Raw genomic sequence first — 17,045 nt, 5'->3', positions numbered from 1 at the left:
GCGTGCGCGGCCGGCCGAAAAGCTTCGGTGCCTGTCCTGATCCGAACCGCCCGCCCTGTTCCGGGTCTCTGCCTGGCAGGGTGGAGCCTTCGGGTCTCCTCCGCGTCGACGCGGGCCGGGAACTCCTTGCCCCGCTTCGCCGTCGACGTTGTGAGAGTGCGCTCACCCGCCCCGGGCTTCAAATCGAAAGGGGTGAACAATTGATAGATGACGCAAATCAAAGATCAGGGTTTGCGCGAAATTTTCTAATCAAACTTTCCGCCCGACCGGGCGAGCTTCAGGAGCGCCGCCGCCACCGGCGGCAAGGGATCGCGGTCGGAGACGACGAGGCCGACCGGCTGCACGTGCTCCGGCTCGACCAGCGGCACGGCGACGAGGTCGCTGCCCTCGCCCAGCCCGGCGAAGCTCGCCGAGGGCACGATGCTGCCCCATGGCCCGCGCCGGACGAAGGCCCAGATTCCCATGAAGGAATTGGTCTCGATCTCCGGCTGCGAGGCGATACCGAGTTCCGCCAGCACCTGGTCGATGATGCGACGGTTCTGCATGTCGGGGGTGAGCAGGCAGAGCGGTTCCGCCGCCGCCTGCGCCCAGCCGATCGAGCGGCGGCGGGCGATCTTCTCGGCGGCGCGGGTGACGAAGACATAGCGCTCGGCATAGAGGTCGACCCGCCTCACCCGGCTCAGTGCCTCGTTCTCCAGATAGGTGATGCCGGCATCGAGTTCGAGCTCGTCGAGCCCGCGCTGGATCTGCGCCGAGCTCAGCGACAGCATTTGCACCTTCACGCCGGGATGCCGGGTACGGAACGGCGCCAGCAGCGCCGGCGCGGCGGCGGTGACCGAAGGAATCGCCCCCACCCGTAGCGTGCCGGAGAGCTGCCCGACCGCGTCCGCCTTCTCCTGGCGCAGGCTGTCATAGTCGGCGACGATCTGCCTCGCCCAGCCCAGCACCCGCTCGCCCTGTTCGGTAAAGCCGATGAAGCGATGGCCGCGCACCACCAGCGGCAGGCCGAGCTCCTCCTCCAGCTTGCGCAGCCCGGCCGACAGCGTCGGCTGTGAGACGTTGCAGGCATCGGCGGCGCGGGCGAAGTGCTTCTCGCGGGCCAGCGCCACCAGATAGTGCATCTGCCGGACGAACATGGTGGCGCTCCCTGCGGCGCCCGACCGTCGGGCCACCCGTCGATAGAAAAGCGCTCTCGATTCGAGAAGATCAATACGATCTTCTCTATCGCCCCATCCCCCCCTCTCCCGCCTCAGCCGGCGGCGGCCTCTTCCTTGGCATAGGCACGCAGGCGCCGGGCGAAGGGCCGGGGACGCTCGGCGAACAGCCGCGCCTGTAGCCGCATCGCATGCAGCACCAGCTTCCTCTGCCGCTCCTGCGCGCCCCTGAGCACCTCGGCGCGCCAGCCGGTCTCGGCCGCGCCGCCGGCGCGTACCGCCTCGATGAGCATGGCGAGGTCGTGATGATGGCCGAGCCGGTCCCGCAGCCGCTGCAACTCGCTCACCCAGACTTCGCCGACCGGCGGCCAGAAGGGCGTGAGCATCTCCATCTGGTAGCGATGGGCGATCACCGCCTTGCGCAATTCGTGCAGTTGCTCGTCATCGGCGGTGTCGGTGGAATGGCCGCGCCGGCGCACCCGCCGGTAGTCGGCGGCGACGGCGGCGATCACCGCCCTGGGACCAGCCTGCCCGGCCATCTCCGCCACGGCATGGTCGCAGCGGTCCACCAGAGCCCGCATGTCGGCGCGAAGGGCGGGCGGGAAGCCGGCCTCCCCGCTCCCGGCGTCATCCACCAGTGCAGCACCGGCGGCGCGGCGGGCTTCGGGGCTGAGCCTTCCCTTCTCGACCAGCCGGTCCAGCGTCTCGGCCATCACCACCGTATCGCGCGCGCCGGAGAGCCGGCGCGCCGCGTCGCGCAGTTCGGTGCTCAGGTTACGGGCGTCGGCGCGGCCAGCGCCGCGCACCAGCCGCAGCAGCCCCCGCAAATGTTTGTAAGCCTTGCGCAGATCATGCACGCCGGTGGCGGCATCCTCATGGTCGACCGCCATGCCCGCCGAGCGGATCGCGGCCTGCATCGCGGCGGCCAGCAGGCCGGAGGCGGCGGTGACGGGACGGGAAACCGATGGCACGGCATCGTCATCCAGATGTGTGCACATGATAATTTCCCCATTTGTTTCAACATATTATGCGGGAAATCCATGGGAAAAGCGACAGTTGGGCGACAAAATTTCGTCGGTCCCCCTTTCAATTGCGGGTCGGGATTGCTAGATACCCGCCGTCGACGACGACATGTCGCGCCGACCACTGACGCGGGGTGGAGCAGCCCGGTAGCTCGTCAGGCTCATAACCTGAAGGCCGCAGGTTCAAATCCTGCCCCCGCAACCAAACGAACCAAAGACCCCAGCAGACTCGATGAGTTTGCTGGGGTCTTTGTTTTCGTCCTCTTCCGATCCAGTAAAATCAATAAATTAGCATCGCAGGTTCAAATCAGGTGGCGTGCCCCCTGCAACCATCATGCAGTGAGGAAAGCCGCTGCCGCCTGATCGGGCCGTTCTTATCCGGAAGCACGAGGTGTTCGCCAAAAGCCGATGGCCTCGTTTCGCGCCACTCCAACCGGATGGAAGGAACCACGGCGTTCGGAGCAGCGAGCTAATCAGAGCCCGATGCCAGGACGTCTAGGAGGGACTTTCCTACCCCCTGACAGCGACCTGTTTCCGCTGCGCGCCAGGAGGCGGCATTGAGATCAAGCCGGGAAGCGGACGTCCAGGCACGTCCGAGATATCCGGTGCGCGATGCAGCATTAACGGTCGATACCGGAAACCGTCTGACGTGGTTCGCCGCCAACTGATCGGCCAGCGTCCGACCTTGACGCTGGCCCCCTTCATTCTCTGCCTGAAGACCTCATCGGCTTTGCCTGGGTGCCTAATCGGGCCGGCCCTGCACATCCTCCAGTCCGGATGAATCTTGCCGCCGAATAATCGTTATCCGAATGAGGGGACTCGGGCCGGCACATTTGCTCGATCTTGGAACCCCGTCGATCTTTGTCGACTGCTGCTTTCCGGCCTTCTGGTTTCGACGCGATGCTTCGCCGCGGCTATCGCGCGCTATATCCGCCGTCGGCCATCAGAATCTGTCCGGTCACAAAGGATGCTGCCGGGCCTGACAGATAGAGGATCGCATCGGCGATCTCCCTCGGTTCAGCCCAGCGGCCCAGCGGATGGGCGCTCTTGATCGCCGCCTCGCCGGCAGCGGGGTCTTCGAGACCTTCGAGGTAGCGCGTGAGGAACGGCGTATTGATCGAGCCTGCACCCACGGCGTTCACCCGAATCCCGCGCGACGCGTAGTCGACCGCCATTTGGCGGACGAGCTGCAGCAATGCGCCTTTCGCCGCGCAATAGGCGGCCTGTTCCGGCAGGCCGACGACACTTGAAATGGACCCGGTGGCGACGATCGAGCCCGCCCCCCGCTGCAGCATCGCGGGCAACGCGCGCTTCGACAGCAGGAAGAAGGACTTAGCGTTCGCGTTCATGACGCTGTCCCATTCGTCTTCCGTGGTGTCATGCGCAGATTTGGAGATGATGAACCCGGCATTGCTGACCAGCACATCCACCGGGCCCAGATGCTCTTCCGCAGCAGCGAAGATCTTCTCCACATCCGCGGATTTCGTGACATCGGCGGCCACGGCAACGATCTGACCGGACGCGCCCCGCTCGAGATCGGCGACGGCAGCGGATATATCGGTTGCGCAGACGCGGGCGCCGTTCTCGACGAACTGCGCGACGGCAGCTCGCCCGACGCCACCGGCTGCACCCGAGATGACGACGGTCTTTCCTTCAAAGCTGTTGCCCATGATGTCCTCCAGGTCGTTTTTCGATCACGTCACGGTGCGGGAGCGATCGGGAGAGGCGATTGCTCGGCGCGGCTCGCCTGAAACCTCAAGTGAGCCGTGAGAGTGCCTCGGGGAAAAAGTCCTCGCCGCCGAAATTTCCGGATTTCAGCGCCATCGCGAGATCGCCTCCCGGTTGGCCGAGGGTGCGAAGCATCGGCACGCCGGGAGCAAGCTCCTCGCCGATCTCGAAGGACCGTATGCCGAGCGTGTCGACCACGGCACCGGACGTCTCCCCGCCAGCGACGACGAGGCGCCGCACGCCCGCGTCGACGAGGCCAAGGGCGATCGCGGCGAGGGCGCATTCGATCGCATGCCCCGTTTCCAGCTTGCCGTGCTCCAGCTGAAGCAACGCTACGGCTTCCGGAGAGGCCGAGGCGGCGATCAGGACGGGGCCTGTTTCGAGATGCCGCCGCGCGAAAGCCAGGGCTTCATCGACCATGCGCGGCCCGGCGATGAGGCGTTCGGGGTCGAGCCGCAGGACAGGCATGTGCTTTTCGGCAACCGCGATCTGCTCGAGCGTGCGCGCCGAGCAGCTGCCGGCGATCGCGGCGGAGTGGCCTCCCACCGATTGCAGGCCGCTGGCGACAAAGCTCTCCGAGTGGTGGGTCTCCAGTGTCGCCTTGGCGAGGCCGTAGCCAAGGCCCGACGCTCCCGTAGAAACGGCGGTTTCAAGGGCGAGACGGCCGAGCACCTCAAGATCGCCATCGTCGATCGCGTCGGCGATGATCGACGGTTGGGTATCCGGGAAGTACGCGATTTTCTCGCGGCAGGCGTCCAGACCGGCCTTCACGGTCTGGACGTCGAGGACGTGGGCCGGCCGGCCGGATTGTCTTTTCAAGACTCGCGCCAGATTTGCGTCGAGCATTGGGTTTAGCGGGTGATGGCGAAGCGGACTTTCGTTCAACGGGACGTCGTTGACGAACAAGTTCCCCTTGTAGACAGTCCGACCGGTTTCCGGGAAAGCCGGCGTGACGAGCACCCAGCCCTGCCCCGAACGTTCCACCAAAGCATCGGTAATCTGGCCGATATTGCCATCGTCAGTGGAATCGAACGTGGAACAGACCTTGTACATGACATGGCGGACGCCGATCGCCCGCAGGAGCGTCTCCGCCGCAAGCGCGCTGGACACGGCCTCGGCGACAGGGGCAGAGCGTATCTTCAGCGACACCACGATGGCGTCGATCTCGCCGAAGGCTTCCTCGTCAGTTGGGACGCCAATGGTCTGCACGGTCCTGAGACCGGACTTGCGCCAGGTGTTCGCGAGATCCGACGCGCCCGTGTAGTCGTCTGCGATAGCTGCGAGCAGCGCAGTCATGGGAGCCCTCTCCTGTATGGTGCAAAGCTGGCCCGGTTGTTTTCGAGCTTCGGCGACGGATCGGTCACGAGGTGGATTTGAGGGCGGGCAATGCAGCGCCGGACAATGCCGCGTATGTTCGCGCCACCGATGCGTCGTCCTCGGCGCCCATTCCCGCGCCGGATGTCGCCAGGTACATCTGCAGTGCAGCGGCTGCGAGAGGCGCCGGGTAGCGTTCAGCCCGCACCATGTCTTGCAAGATCCCGAGATCCTTGACGAATATTTCAATCGAGCTGAGCGGCCTGTAGTCGCCCTCGAGAATGTGCGGAACCCGATTCTCGAACATCCATGAATTGCCGGCAGAGGCGGCAATGACCTCGTACACGGTGGCGAGATCCAGTCCGAGCTTCGACGCGAGGACCATCGCCTCGCACGCCGCGGCGATATGAACGCCGGCCAAATGCTGATTGATCATCTTCACCGAGGCGCCGATACCAGGCTCGCTGCCGAGCCGATAGACCTTGGTGGAAATCGCATCCAGGACATCCGCGGCCCGATCGAATGCCGCGGTGCTGCCGGACGCCATTACGGTGAGGGCGCCGTCCGCCGCCTTCGCGGCTCCGCCAGAAATAGGTGCGTCCAGATAGAGAATGTCCCGCTCGGCGAGACGCGCGGCTAAGCGCCTGGCGTCGGCCGGCGCCATGGTGGCCGATGAAACGAAGACCGATCCGGGTGCCATCACGGGGAAAGCCCCGTTCTCGGCGAAAAGCACGGCCTCCGTCTGCGCGCTGTTGACGACGACGCACAGGACAACGGACACGCGCCGCGCGGCTTCCGCCGGTGAGGCGGCGGCGGTGCCGCCGGCCGCTGCTAATCTCGCGGCCGCTGCCGGGGATGGATCGTATCCCACGACGGCGTGTCCATGGCGGAGCACCGAGCTCGCCATACCAAAGCCCATCGATCCCAGACCGATGACTGCGACGCCGGATTTCGTCTCGGAACCGTTGGAAGACACGCGCGAAACTCCCTTGCTTCGCACCTGCTTATATGCAGATTATCTACAATCTGCAATGAGGCTGCGAGTGATGGCGAGTTTCAGCGAGACCCGAATCCGGGAGCAGATCGTTCGATATGGGGCCTCCCTGTTCGATCGGGGCCTGACGCCGGGATCGTCGGGAAACATTTCCGTCCGGCTTGATGACGGCGGCTGGCTGGTGACACCGACAAACGCGTCGCTGGGCTTTCTGGATCCGGCCTCACTCTCGAGGTTGGACGCGAAGGGAAACGTCCTCGACGGCGACAAACCGACGAAAGAGGCGCCCTTGCACGCGGCGCTGTACGATACCGTCAAGCACTCGCGGGCGGTGGTGCATCTGCACTCCACGCACTCGGTGGCACTCTCGATGCTGCCCGACGTGAACCCGAATGCCGTGCTGCCGCCCATGACGCCATACTATCTGATGCGCGCCGGGCGAACCGCCCTGGTCCCGTATTTCAGGCCCGGCGATCCCGCCGTCGCCGATGCCATCAAGGGGCTGGCCGGCAAGTACATGTCGGTATTGCTGGCCAATCACGGTCCGGCGGTGGCGGGAAAGGACCTGGAAGGGGCGGTGTACGCGATCGAGGAACTGGAGGAGACCGCCAAGCTCTACTTGCTTCTTCGCAACCTAAACCCGCGGCACCTGTCTCCCTCGCAAGTGGCTGACCTCGCCCGACACTTTGACCTCCCCGGCCACCCGCACCCTCACGACGACGGGTAGCGCCGTCAGCATCCTGGTGCGGAACGCACAAAATCGCGTTGACAGATTGTAGATAATCGTCAATCTAGCAGCAGACAGAGGATACCAGAAATGCTTAACCAGGATCAGCGGACGGAGCACTTCCGGCAGTCTATGCGTCGACTGGCGTCGACGGTCTGCGTAATTTCCTGCAAGCGTGACGGCGAACGGTACGGAATTACTGTAACATCCGTCACTCCATTAAGTTTTTCGCCTATTTCGATTCTGACCTGCGTGAATAAAAGCGCGTCGATCAGCGCTCCGCTGAAAGACGAGGGTCGTTATTGCATCAACGTCCTACGCGCTTCTCAGGCGGATGTTTCGAACTCCTTCAGTGGCAGCCTGCCGCCGAAGGAGCGGTTCGGTGTCGGAGAATGGGCGGAAATGGACGGTGTTCCCTATCTTCCGAATGCCCAGGCTTCGCTCTTCTGCGAGATCGATCAGGCCATTTCATACGCCACGCACGACATCATCATCGGCGGCGTCACGGCAGCCTATTTCGCGGCCGATATCGCCCCGCTCATCTACCAGAACGGCTCATATGCGGTCGCTGCGCCGCTGGCCCTTCAGAAGGCTGGTTAAGCAAGTCGCGGCACCCCCCAGCCACCGCGCATGACTCAGGAGAACTTGATGCAACTCGGTCTGTTCAACCTCATGACCCTCCGTGACCACCCGGACGGGACTCGCGGGGTTATGCGCGACACTCGGAAGATGGTCGAGACCGCCGAAGAATTGGGCTTCGATATCGCATGGTTTGCCGAGCATCACTTCGCGAACTATTCGAGTTCGCCGTCTCCCCTGATGATGTGCGCCTACGCGGCCGGCTGGACGAAGACGATCAAGCTCGGCCCCGGCGTCATCGTGCTTCCCCTCTACAATCCGCTGCGTGTTGCTCAGGAAATCGCGGTCGCCGACACGCAGACCGAGGGTCGTCTGGTGGTCGGGCTGGGTACCGGCTACCAGCAGTATGAATTTGACCGTTACAATATTTCTCTCAACGACAGGGTCGATATCTTCCTGGAATACTGGGATGTTATTGAACGGGCCTTGGTTGATGGGGAAGTGGAATACGATGGGAAATACGTTTCGCTGCCGAAGACACACTTCGCCATCGGGACGCAGCAGAAGCCTCTGCCGCCGATCTTCGTGACCTCGTCGCATCCGCGATTGCTCGAGCGCTTCAAGAAGTGGAGGGCGGTGCCCTTCCTGGCGGCAAGCACACTGGGCTCGCCGGTGCTCTACAAGATGGTGGATGGCCTGAACGAAGCCTGGACGTCCATCGGCGAGCGGCCGGCGACCAAGCCGCTGGCGATCATGCAATATGTCAGCATTGTCGACAGCCGGAGCGAGGCTCTCGAAATGGCGGAGCGCGCCCGCTATGTCGGGCGCATGGCGCACCACCTGCGCCGGGCCGATCTTCCTCTGGATGAGAGCGGCTTCATTCGCAATGAGCCGTATCCGGACGAATACACCCTCGATCAGTATGCCGACAATATGATCGTTGGCGACGCCCATACCGTCGCGGAAAAGATGATCGAGAACATCAAGCGCCTCAATCCGAGCAATTACACCTGCAATTTCTCGTTCGGCTGCATGCCGCTTGAGCGCGCTCACCGCTCGATCCTGCGATTCAAGAGGGATGTGGTGCCGCTGATCGAGAACGAACTTGGCTCGCTCTCCGACATCGGTGTCGATCTCAATCCGGTCAAAAAGGCGAGTTGAGCATCAAGGCGGCGATCGTCGAAAAAATCTTCAATCACTTCCAAACGATCGCCGATGCCGTGACTGGTTCCAAAACACGAGGGGAAAATATGAAATCATTGATCAAGACCTTCCTTGCGACGTCTGTTCTCGCTCTGGCTTTCGCTGCGCCGTCGCATGCGCAGTCCGCTCTCGACAAGGTTGTGCAGTCCAAGAAGCTGCGCTGCGGCGTCATGCTCGACGCCCCTCCCGCGGGCTTCCGCGACACGAATAACGAGCCCGACGGCTACGACGTCACCTACTGCAAGGACATGGCGAAGGCACTCGGCGCGGAGCCGATCATTGTCGAGACGCCGTCGCCGGACCGTATCCCGGCCCTGGTGTCGAACCGTATCGACGTGCTGATCTCGTCCACCACGCCGACCCCGGCTCGGGCGCTGACGGTGGCCTTCACCCAGCCCTACACCAACAACATCATGACGGTGATAACCCGCAAGGAGACCGGCATCACCCAGTACTCCGACCTGAAGTCCAGGAAGCTCGGCGGCGTCGTGGGCACCACGCCGGAGCAGCTCTTCAAGGAAGAGTTCGCCAAGGGCTGGCAGAAGTCCGGAGCGACCTACACCGGCTACGCCAGCGACGCGGAATCCTATCTCGCCCTGCAACAGGGCAAGGTGGATGCGCTGCTGATGAGCGCCGGGGTGTTCCACGCGCTGTCGCAGAGCGGCCAGTTTCCGGAGTTCATTGCGGCGGGCATCGCGCCTCTTCCCGATTTCGGCTCAATTGCGGTTCGCCGCGACGACCAGCAGTTCCTCAACTGGGCGCGGATGTTCGTCTTCCACCAGGTCGCGACCGGGCGCTGGGCTGAAATCTACAAGAAGTACTATGGAGATGGGCCGTTGCCGCCGCTGACCGCCGAAGGCATTAACTTCTAAGTCAGGCCTCATGCCGGCAGGCAAGCCTGCCGGCATCGCCACGGGATGAAGGCATGAACGGTTATCAGTTCTATTGGTCCATCGTCTGGGATTCGCTCCCGCTTCTGCTGGCGGGAGCCTGGGTGACGATCCAGATCACCGTTCTTGCCTTCGTCATCGGCACGCTGATAGCGATGCCCATGGCTGTCGCGCGCCAGCGGGGCGAGGGATGGGCCTACCGCTTCTCCACCGGCTGGGTCGAGCTGTCGCGCAACACGCCGGCGGTGTTCCAGCTTTATATCTTCTACTTCGGCCTGGGCGCGCTCCACATCAACATCCCGAGCTATGCCGCCGTGCTCCTGTCGGTTTCCTTTAACAATGCGGGGTACATGACGGAGATTTTCCGGGGCGGCCTGACGGCCATCCCGCGGCAGCAGATGCCGGCGGCGCGCTCTCTCGGCATGACCGGCCCGCAGAGTTTTATCCATGTGATCTTTCCGCAGATGTTCAAGGTGATCTTCCCGGCCTATGTCACACAGGGCATCTGGGGCATGCTGAACACCTCGCTCGGCATGCTGGTCGGCCTGCAGGAACTCTCGGGGGCGACGCAATACGCCCAATCGGCCTCATTCCGTACCTTCGAGTTCTTTCTGGCCACCGCGCTGATCTATTACCTCATCGCAAAAGCGCTCCAGTTTTCGTCCCAGCTGGTCTTCCGGCTCATCTACAGGAGCTAGGCGTGCAATTTCAGTTCGCAAACCAAGGCCTCGGCTGGTCGGATACCTATTTCCTGGCTCAAGGGGTTCTCAACACCATCAGGCTGGCCGTCGCGGCCACCATAGTTGGCACTCTCGCGGGGATCGTGCTGGGCTGGCTGCGAACCGTGTCCGTGACGGTCAGGTTCATTACGGCGCCGTTCATCGACATCGTGCGCAGCGTGCCGATGATTATCCAGCTGATCCTCGCCAACAGCTTCCTGTCGCTTCTGGGTATCGGTGCTTCGCCGTTCCTGTTCGGCACCGTCGCGCTTAGCCTCTGGATGTCGGCGGTAACGGCCGAAGTGGTTCGCGCCGGCCTCCTCTCGGTTCCGCTCCAGTACCGCAAGAGTGCCCGTTCGCTCGGCATGAACGGGCTCCAGGAGCTCGTATACATCTCCATGCCGCTAGCGTTCCGGACGGCGCTGACGCCCTGGATCGGGCTTGTGCTCAGCCTTATCAAGGATAGCGCCCTCGCGGGTGTGGTCGGCTACGTCGAATATATGCGTTCCACACAGATCCTGATCACGAGGACGCACGAAACCTGGCTTCTACTGATGGGCGCGGGACTCTTCTATTTCATCATCTGCTATCCAGTGTCCCGCTACAGCCGCCGCCTCGAAAGGAGGATCGTCGTATGATTGAGATCAGGAACGTACGAAAGACCTTCGGCGCGCTGACAGTACTCAAGGGCATCAACCTCGACGTCAACAAGGGCGAACTGCTCTGCCTCATCGGCGCGAGCGGCTCGGGAAAGTCGACCCTGCTCCAGTGCATCAACGGGCTCGAGCCGATCCAGGGCGGTGAGATCGTCGTCGACGGCGTCAGCGTCCACGACCCCAAGACCAACATCAATACGCTGCGCCAGAAGCTGGGCATTGTCTTCCAGCAGTACAATGCGTTTCCGCATCTGACCGCGCTGGAAAACGTGGCACTCGCGCCGCGCGTCGTCGCCAAGCGCAGCCGCAAGGAGGCGCGCGCGCTGGCACTCAAGCACCTCGAACATGTCGGCCTCGGAAGCAAGGCCGATAGCCTTCCCTCGCAAATGTCGGGCGGCCAGCAGCAGCGCCTCGCCATCGCGCGCGCGCTCGCCATGGAGCCGAGCTACATGCTCTTCGACGAGGTCACCTCCGCGCTCGATCCCGAACTGGTGGGCGAAGTCCTCGAGACGATGCGCCTGCTGAAGCGCGAAGGCATGACGATGGTGGTCGTCACGCACGACATCAGTTTCGCCCGCGAGTCGGCCGACCGCGTCGCGTTCCTGCACCAAGGCGAGGTATGTGAGATCGGCACGGCGGGCGAGGTCATCGACAATCCGCATAAAGAACAGACGCAGAAGTTTCTTCGCCGCGAAAAGCGTCAGCCACTGGAAGTCGCCTGACGTCGACGATCCGATCTCTAGCGGCATAATAGAAATACATCAGAGGTTTCAGGATGATCTCGTATAATCTGGCGGGAAAGACCGCGCTCGTCACGGGCGGCGGCTCGGGCATCGGGCTCGAAGCGGCACGCATCATGGCCCGGAGCGGTGCGAAGGTCGCCATCAATTATCTGCCGTCGGACGCTCGCGGGGAGCTCGCGCTCGCCGAGTTCAAGGCTGCGGGCCTCGATGTCATCGGCGCTCCCGGCGATGTCGGCAATGCCGACGATGCCCTGCGCATGGTGCTGAAGGCGGTCGAAGACCTCGGTCATCTCGACCTGCTCATCAACAATGCCGGCACTCCCGGGCGCAACACGCCGGTGCCGATCGCCGATCTCGACCAGATCACCGAAGATCTCTGGGCGAACCTGTTGAACGTGAACCTCATGGGCGTGTTCCGGTGCGCCAAGGCGGCGGCGCCGGCTCTGAAGGCGTCGAAGGGCGCGATCGTGAACACTGCATCCATCGCCGGTTTCGGCGCGATCGCCAGCACGCCCGCCTACAGCGCCTCGAAGGCCGCGGTCATCAACCTGACCAAGAACCTCGCCCATGCCCTGGCGCCCGACGTGCGGGTCAATGCTGTCGCGCCCGGCGTCGTGGACAGTTCCTGGAGCATCGAGTGGTCGGAGGAACGTCAAAACGCCGTCCTCGCCAGCACGCCGCTGAAGCGCGTCTGCAGCACGGCGGATGTCGCCGAACTGATCATCTTCCTGGGTTTCGCCGGAAGCATGATCACCGGCCAGACCGTCGCGATCGACGGCGGCATCTACCTCTAAAGCCCGAACCGCATCGGAAGCCGCAATGGAACTCGTAAAGCTGAAATCGGGTAGCATCCTTGAGCACAAGGAGAGCTATTCGCGCGTCGTCGCACTGGACAACTGGATCTTCATGTCCCTCACCTCCGGCCGGGACTTCGCGACGCGCATCATGCCGGCAACCACGCTGGAGCAGGCGCGGAACGCCATGAAGAATGTCGAGGGCGCGCTGGCGGCCGTCGACTGCAGCCTTGCCGACGTCGTGCGCCGGCGGATTTTCATCACCCGGCAGGAAGACGTGCCCGACGTGATGGCATACATGGGCGAGGTGTTCCGCGGCGTAGATCCCGCAAGCTGCGTCAGTTGCGGCCCGCTTGGCGGCCCTGAGTATCTCTTCGAAATCGAAGTCACCGCCTATCGCGGCGCGGGGGCCCTTGCCGTCAAGAATCTATCCATCTCGCTCTGATCGGAAGGGACGACGAACGCATCGGCGCATGATGCGCCGATGCACATTGCCTAGCTCTCCCTATCGGCCCGCGCTGCGGCCATACGCGAGAACGGGTGCTCAAAAAAACAACCACGAATACTGCGGTACGGGGAGAAACGCCGATGGCGACGGTAGCGGTTCTTGGCACGGGAGTCGTCGGGTCTTCCTGGGCTCTGGTATTTGCACGCGCAGGTTACGGCGTTCGGGTCTTCGACATTTCCGAAGATGCTCTGGCGGCCACGACGGCGTTCGTACGGCAGGCTTTGGATGACCTAGCGAAGGAAGGTCTGGCTGGGCCGGACCCCATCGAGATGGTGATGGGGCGGCTTCACACCACGACGGATTTGGCAGAGGCGGTCGCGAGCGTCGACTACATCCAGGAAAGCCTGCCGGAGCGGGTTGAAATCAAGCGGTCCTTCTACAGGACACTGGATGAGCTCGTCTCATTCCCGACAGTGATCGGCAGTTCCACGTCGGGGTTGCCGGCCTCCTCCTTTACGGAGGGGCTTCGTAACGCCGGACGCTGCCTGGTGGTTCACCCGATCAATCCGCCGCATCTGATCCCGCTCGTCGAGATCATCCCCGCTCCATGGACCGAGGCTTCTGCCGTGGAACGCGCTGTGGTGCTGATGCGGGCCATCGGCCAGTCCCCTGTGACGCTGACCCGCGAGATCAATGGCTTCCTCGTCAATCGCCTGCAGAGCGCGGTTCTCGGGGAGGCGTTTCGCCTCGTCGAGGACGGCGTCTGTGACGTCGATGCCGTCGACAAGGCGATGAAGGATGGGCTGGGCCTCCGCTGGTTCTTCATGGGGCCATTTGAAACCATCGACCTCAATGCGAGCCAGGGTGTCTCGGAGTATTGCCGGAACCTCGGCCCCATGTACGAGAACCTCGCAAGGGAGCAGGCGGATCCGCGCAGCTGGTCTCCGCAACTGGTGGCAAGCATCGACGCCGCGATGCGCGCCGTGACGCCGGCGGAGAAGCTGGCCGAGAAGCGCGGCTGGCGCGACCGCTGCCTCGCATCCTTCGTGTCGGCGAAGAAACGCGTCCTCGGAGCCCAGATGGCTTGAACGTCAAAAGACGCGCCGGCGGAGGAGAGGCCGACCGGCCGCATGGGAGGTTTCCATCGTGAGCACTGCTTATTTCGAGGCGCTGGACCCGCGCTTCAGCACGTTCATCATTCCGGTGTGCCAGCTTGAGCGCCTGTACAGCGGCACGCGCTGGGCCGAAGGGCCAGTCTATTTCGCTGATGGACGCTGCCTGATCTTCAGCGACATACCAAACAACCGGATGCTGAAGTGGGACGAGCAGAGTGGCCATGTCGACATCTTCCGGTATCCATCCAATTTCTCGAATGGAAATACCCGCGACCGTGAAGGTCGGCTCATCTCATGCGAGCACGGAGCCCGGCGCGTCACCCGGACCGAATATGACGGCAGCATAACGGTTCTGGCGGATAACTATCGGGGCAAACGTTTGAATTCCCCCAACGACGTCGTGGTGAGTTCCGACGGAGCCGTGTGGTTCACGGATCCCCTCTACGGCATCCTGACGGATTATGAAGGGCACAAGGCTGAAAGCGAGACGGGCGCGCGGAACGTCTACCGCCTTGATCCGCTGAGCAGCGAACTCTCTGTGGTCGCGGACGACTTCGACATGCCGAACGGGCTCGCCTTCTCGGCCGACGAGACGACGCTCTACATCGCCGACAGCGGGCGCTCCCATGGCTCGGACAAGCCGCATCATATCCGGAAATTCTCGGTTGGCGCGGAGGGGCAGCTGACGTCCCGGGGGGTACTGGCAGATATCGATCCAGGCATTCCCGACGGCATCCGGCTCGATATCGACGGGAACATCTGGGTATCCGCCGGCGATGGTGTCCACTGCTACGCCAATACCGGCGATCTGCTTGGGAAGATCCTGATCCCGGAGCCGGTCGCGAACATTGCCTTCGGCGGCCCAAAGTTCAACCGCCTTTTCATTACGGCCAGCAGCAGCCTCTACGCCGTCTATCTGAACACACGCGCTGCCGGCGTAAAGTAAGTACCCACTCGCCACGCGAGAAGAGAGTCTGGATGATGAAGTATCGCACTCTGGGCAGAACTGGCCTCAAGGTGTCCGTATTGAGCATGGGCACCTTCACATTCGGCGGGGAAGGCATGTTCTCGGCCGCGGGCAGCCACGGCGTGGACGAGGCGCGCAAGCTCGTCGGTTTCTGCCTCGATGCCGGTATCAACGTGTTCGACACGTCGAACATGTATTCCACCGGACGTTCCGAGGAAATCCTTGCCGAAGCGCTCGGCAGCCGCCGTCAGGAGGTGCTGATCTCCTCGAAGGCACGGATGCGCATCGGAAGCGGGCCCAACGATGAAGGCGTCTCGCGCTATCACTTGATCCGCGAGTGCGAGAAGAGCCTGAAACGTCTGAAGACCGACGTCATCGACATATACTACATGCATGAATGGGATGGGTTGACGCCACTGCAGGAAATGCTGCACGCGCTGGACACTCTCGTGACTGCGGGCAAGATCCGCTACATCGGCTGCTCGAACTATACCGGCTGGCAGCTCATGAAGGCGCTCGGCACAAGCGACAGCTATGGATATCAGCGCTTCGTTACACAGCAGATACATTACACGCTGGAAGCACGCGAAGCCGAATACGAACTATTACCAATTTCGGTGGACCAGGGCCTCGGGGTGCTCGTCTGGAGCCCGCTCGCTGGCGGTCTCTTGACGGGTGCGCATCGTCGCGGCCAGCCGACACCGCCCGGATCGAGGCAGGCCAAGGGTTGGACCGAGCCTCCCATACGCGATGGGGAACGGCTCTGGCGCATCGTCGACGAACTCGTGGCGATTGCCGATGCCCGCGGCGTCACCGCTGCGCAGGTCGCCCTCGCATGGCTGCTGGATCGCCCGGCCATCACATCGCTGGTCGTCGGAGGCCTCACGGCAGCGCATTTCCGGGACAATATCGCGGCGGTCGAACTGGAGTTGACGCCAGAGGAAACGAGGCGGCTCGACGATGTCAGCGCCATTCCTTCCATCTATCCGTATTGGCATCAGTTCAATTTTGCACGGGATCGGTTCAGCGATGCGGACTGGGTCCTGCAACGCAACTACGTGACGCGCGATACGGAGTTGTCAGCCAGATGACGCCGAGTGGACGGGCGGATTTTGTTTCTGCACTTATTCCGCGTGGATCTCCTCGCGACGGGCTTCTCATCGAGCGATCGGGTTCGTATATAATCTACATCTTTGATGGCGCGCAGCCGATCTCCAGCGGTCGCCTATAGGGTTCTCGATGCGACAAGCAAGCGCGACCAGCGCCATTCTGACTCCCATGACACAGCAGGAAAGCACGCAGTTTGCTGCCGAGCAGATCCGCAACGCCATCATCGCCGGGCATTTCAAGCCGGGTGATCGGCTGGTGGAGCAGCAACTGACCGACATGCTGAATGTCTCGCGGCATCCCGTGCGCGAGGCATTGCGCCTTCTGGCCCGCGAGGGATTCGTCGATATCCAGCGCAACAAAGGCGCCTCGGTCAGCGCGGTGGACCCGCACAGCGTCATCGACGTCTACAATATCCGGATGGCGCTTGGCAGGATTGCGCTCGACCATCTGCTGTCGGAACCCGGCAGGGTATCGCCGAGCGTGCTCAAGCGGCTTGAGAAGCTTGCCCAGAATTCGACGAAATATGCGACGCTCGAGGATCAATCACATACGGTGATGAACGACTTCGAATTCCAGCAAGCGATCATCGATGCCACCGGGCTTCAGCGCACGATGCGATACTTCTCCGAGCTCACGGGGGATGTCAGGCGCTTCAATAATCTACTTTCCGTCGTCTACACTGACCGTAAAGGCGACTCGGAAAAATACGTCGTCAAGCTCTACGAGGCGGTCCGCGATGGTAACTGCGAGGAAGCGCAAAGAATTTGGCAGGCCAAGTTCCACAAGGCCGTCGAGCGCTATCTGTCGCTGATCAAGGACATAGAGTCGGACGGAGCCCGGCGGCCTCGATAGAGAGTGTCGAGGAGAGGGGCAAGACTGACG

General features: G+C 62.7%; 18 protein-coding genes and 1 tRNA gene. 14 read left to right on the top strand and 5 right to left on the bottom strand.

The annotated features are described in order from the left end of the window. Positions 1-245 precede the first annotated feature (245 nt). Positions 246-1,136 (bottom strand): LysR family transcriptional regulator, encoded by an 891-nt coding sequence (locus KHC28_RS20445; protein ID WP_214010213.1) that lies wholly within the window; start codon positions 1,134-1,136, stop codon positions 246-248. 113 nt (positions 1,137-1,249) lie between these two features. Further along, positions 1,250-2,152: a CHAD domain-containing protein gene (locus tag KHC28_RS20440; protein WP_214010212.1), complete on the bottom strand. Its 903-nt coding sequence runs from the start codon at positions 2,150-2,152 to the stop codon at positions 1,250-1,252. Between the two features lie 152 nt (positions 2,153-2,304). Here KHC28_RS20440 and KHC28_RS20435 point away from each other — a divergent pair. Then, positions 2,305-2,381, top strand: a tRNA-Met gene (locus KHC28_RS20435). 709 nt (positions 2,382-3,090) lie between these two features. Here the strand turns inward: KHC28_RS20435 and KHC28_RS20430 are convergent. From KHC28_RS20430 to ltnD, 3 genes are all read right to left on the bottom strand, one after another. Further along, positions 3,091-3,846 (bottom strand): SDR family NAD(P)-dependent oxidoreductase, encoded by a 756-nt coding sequence (locus tag KHC28_RS20430; RefSeq protein ID WP_214010211.1) that lies wholly within the window; start codon positions 3,844-3,846, stop codon positions 3,091-3,093. Positions 3,847-3,931: 85 nt separating this feature from the next. Continuing rightward, complete coding sequence (gene otnK / locus KHC28_RS20425; protein ID WP_214010210.1) at positions 3,932-5,200, bottom strand: 3-oxo-tetronate kinase; 1,269 nt, start codon at positions 5,198-5,200, stop codon at positions 3,932-3,934. Between the two features lie 64 nt (positions 5,201-5,264). After that, entirely contained in the window at positions 5,265-6,218 is a 954-nt protein-coding gene (gene ltnD, locus KHC28_RS20420; RefSeq protein ID WP_312893290.1) for an L-threonate dehydrogenase, read from the bottom strand. A 46-nt stretch (positions 6,219-6,264) separates the two neighbouring features. On the opposite strand from ltnD, the gene otnC reads away from it, so the two are divergent. From otnC to KHC28_RS20355, 13 genes are all read left to right on the top strand, one after another. Beyond that, positions 6,265-6,939 (top strand): 3-oxo-tetronate 4-phosphate decarboxylase, encoded by a 675-nt coding sequence (otnC, locus tag KHC28_RS20415; RefSeq protein ID WP_214010209.1) that lies wholly within the window; start codon positions 6,265-6,267, stop codon positions 6,937-6,939. A gap of 90 nt (positions 6,940-7,029) precedes the next feature. Next, positions 7,030-7,539 carry a flavin reductase family protein gene (locus tag KHC28_RS20410; RefSeq protein ID WP_214010208.1) on the top strand — a complete coding sequence of 170 codons (510 nt, stop codon included), beginning with the start codon at positions 7,030-7,032 and terminating at the stop codon, positions 7,537-7,539. 48 nt (positions 7,540-7,587) lie between these two features. Next, a complete protein-coding gene (locus KHC28_RS20405; protein ID WP_214010207.1) occupies positions 7,588-8,679 on the top strand; it encodes an LLM class flavin-dependent oxidoreductase in 1,092 nt (363 codons plus the stop codon). Beyond that, positions 8,676-9,593, top strand: coding sequence for an ABC transporter substrate-binding protein (locus tag KHC28_RS20400; RefSeq protein ID WP_246565042.1), 918 nt, complete (start codon positions 8,676-8,678; stop codon positions 9,591-9,593). The genes KHC28_RS20405 and KHC28_RS20400 overlap by 4 nt, the downstream gene beginning before the upstream one ends. A 53-nt stretch (positions 9,594-9,646) precedes the next feature. After that, positions 9,647-10,309 carry an amino acid ABC transporter permease gene (locus tag KHC28_RS20395; protein ID WP_214010206.1) on the top strand — a complete coding sequence of 221 codons (663 nt, stop codon included), beginning with the start codon at positions 9,647-9,649 and terminating at the stop codon, positions 10,307-10,309. 2 nt (positions 10,310-10,311) lie between these two features. After that, a complete protein-coding gene (locus KHC28_RS20390) occupies positions 10,312-10,968 on the top strand; it encodes an amino acid ABC transporter permease (protein WP_214010205.1) in 657 nt (218 codons plus the stop codon). After that, positions 10,965-11,708: an amino acid ABC transporter ATP-binding protein gene (locus KHC28_RS20385; RefSeq protein WP_214010204.1), complete on the top strand. Its 744-nt coding sequence runs from the start codon at positions 10,965-10,967 to the stop codon at positions 11,706-11,708. Before KHC28_RS20390 ends, KHC28_RS20385 begins: the two co-directional genes overlap by 4 nt. 53 nt (positions 11,709-11,761) lie before the next feature. Further along, the gene (locus KHC28_RS20380) at positions 11,762-12,523 is read left to right on the top strand and encodes an SDR family NAD(P)-dependent oxidoreductase (protein ID WP_214010203.1); all 762 of its coding nucleotides are present in this window, start codon (positions 11,762-11,764) and stop codon (positions 12,521-12,523) included. Between the two features lie 25 nt (positions 12,524-12,548). After that, positions 12,549-12,968 carry a Rid family hydrolase gene (locus tag KHC28_RS20375; RefSeq protein WP_214010202.1) on the top strand — a complete coding sequence of 140 codons (420 nt, stop codon included), beginning with the start codon at positions 12,549-12,551 and terminating at the stop codon, positions 12,966-12,968. A 143-nt stretch (positions 12,969-13,111) separates the two neighbouring features. Next, complete coding sequence (locus KHC28_RS20370; protein WP_214010201.1) at positions 13,112-14,059, top strand: 3-hydroxyacyl-CoA dehydrogenase; 948 nt, start codon at positions 13,112-13,114, stop codon at positions 14,057-14,059. A 55-nt stretch (positions 14,060-14,114) separates the two neighbouring features. Then, positions 14,115-15,032, top strand: a complete 918-nt coding sequence (locus tag KHC28_RS20365; RefSeq protein WP_376772774.1) for an SMP-30/gluconolactonase/LRE family protein — start codon at positions 14,115-14,117, stop codon at positions 15,030-15,032. A gap of 35 nt (positions 15,033-15,067) precedes the next feature. Next, on the top strand, positions 15,068-16,144 hold the full coding sequence (locus KHC28_RS20360; protein WP_214010283.1) for an aldo/keto reductase: 1,077 nt from the start codon (positions 15,068-15,070) through the stop codon (positions 16,142-16,144). Between the two features lie 187 nt (positions 16,145-16,331). Beyond that, positions 16,332-17,015 carry a GntR family transcriptional regulator gene (locus KHC28_RS20355; protein ID WP_214010199.1) on the top strand — a complete coding sequence of 228 codons (684 nt, stop codon included), beginning with the start codon at positions 16,332-16,334 and terminating at the stop codon, positions 17,013-17,015. Positions 17,016-17,045 lie beyond the last annotated feature (30 nt).

Source organism: Ancylobacter sonchi (genome assembly GCF_018390695.1).
In the GTDB taxonomy this organism is placed as follows: domain Bacteria; phylum Pseudomonadota; class Alphaproteobacteria; order Rhizobiales; family Xanthobacteraceae; genus Ancylobacter; species Ancylobacter sonchi.
The sequence above is the reverse complement of the archived record's forward strand: the minus strand, read 5'-3'. Positions and strand labels throughout refer to the sequence as shown.

Coding starts and splice junctions, on each gene's coding strand:
- KHC28_RS20405 (WP_214010207.1), top strand. CDS start 7,588: ATGCAACTCGGTCTGTTCAACCTCATGACCCTCCGTGACCACCCGGAC.
- KHC28_RS20380 (WP_214010203.1), top strand. CDS start 11,762: ATGATCTCGTATAATCTGGCGGGAAAGACCGCGCTCGTCACGGGCGGC.
- KHC28_RS20360 (WP_214010283.1), top strand. CDS start 15,068: ATGAAGTATCGCACTCTGGGCAGAACTGGCCTCAAGGTGTCCGTATTG.
- KHC28_RS20395 (WP_214010206.1), top strand. CDS start 9,647: ATGAACGGTTATCAGTTCTATTGGTCCATCGTCTGGGATTCGCTCCCG.
- KHC28_RS20385 (WP_214010204.1), top strand. CDS start 10,965: ATGATTGAGATCAGGAACGTACGAAAGACCTTCGGCGCGCTGACAGTA.
- KHC28_RS20410 (WP_214010208.1), top strand. CDS start 7,030: ATGCTTAACCAGGATCAGCGGACGGAGCACTTCCGGCAGTCTATGCGT.
- KHC28_RS20375 (WP_214010202.1), top strand. CDS start 12,549: ATGGAACTCGTAAAGCTGAAATCGGGTAGCATCCTTGAGCACAAGGAG.
- KHC28_RS20445 (WP_214010213.1), bottom strand. CDS start 1,136: ATGTTCGTCCGGCAGATGCACTATCTGGTGGCGCTGGCCCGCGAGAAG.
- KHC28_RS20355 (WP_214010199.1), top strand. CDS start 16,332: ATGACACAGCAGGAAAGCACGCAGTTTGCTGCCGAGCAGATCCGCAAC.
- otnK (WP_214010210.1), bottom strand. CDS start 5,200: ATGACTGCGCTGCTCGCAGCTATCGCAGACGACTACACGGGCGCGTCG.
- otnC (WP_214010209.1), top strand. CDS start 6,265: ATGGCGAGTTTCAGCGAGACCCGAATCCGGGAGCAGATCGTTCGATAT.
- KHC28_RS20440 (WP_214010212.1), bottom strand. CDS start 2,152: ATGTGCACACATCTGGATGACGATGCCGTGCCATCGGTTTCCCGTCCC.
- KHC28_RS20430 (WP_214010211.1), bottom strand. CDS start 3,846: ATGGGCAACAGCTTTGAAGGAAAGACCGTCGTCATCTCGGGTGCAGCC.
- KHC28_RS20370 (WP_214010201.1), top strand. CDS start 13,112: ATGGCGACGGTAGCGGTTCTTGGCACGGGAGTCGTCGGGTCTTCCTGG.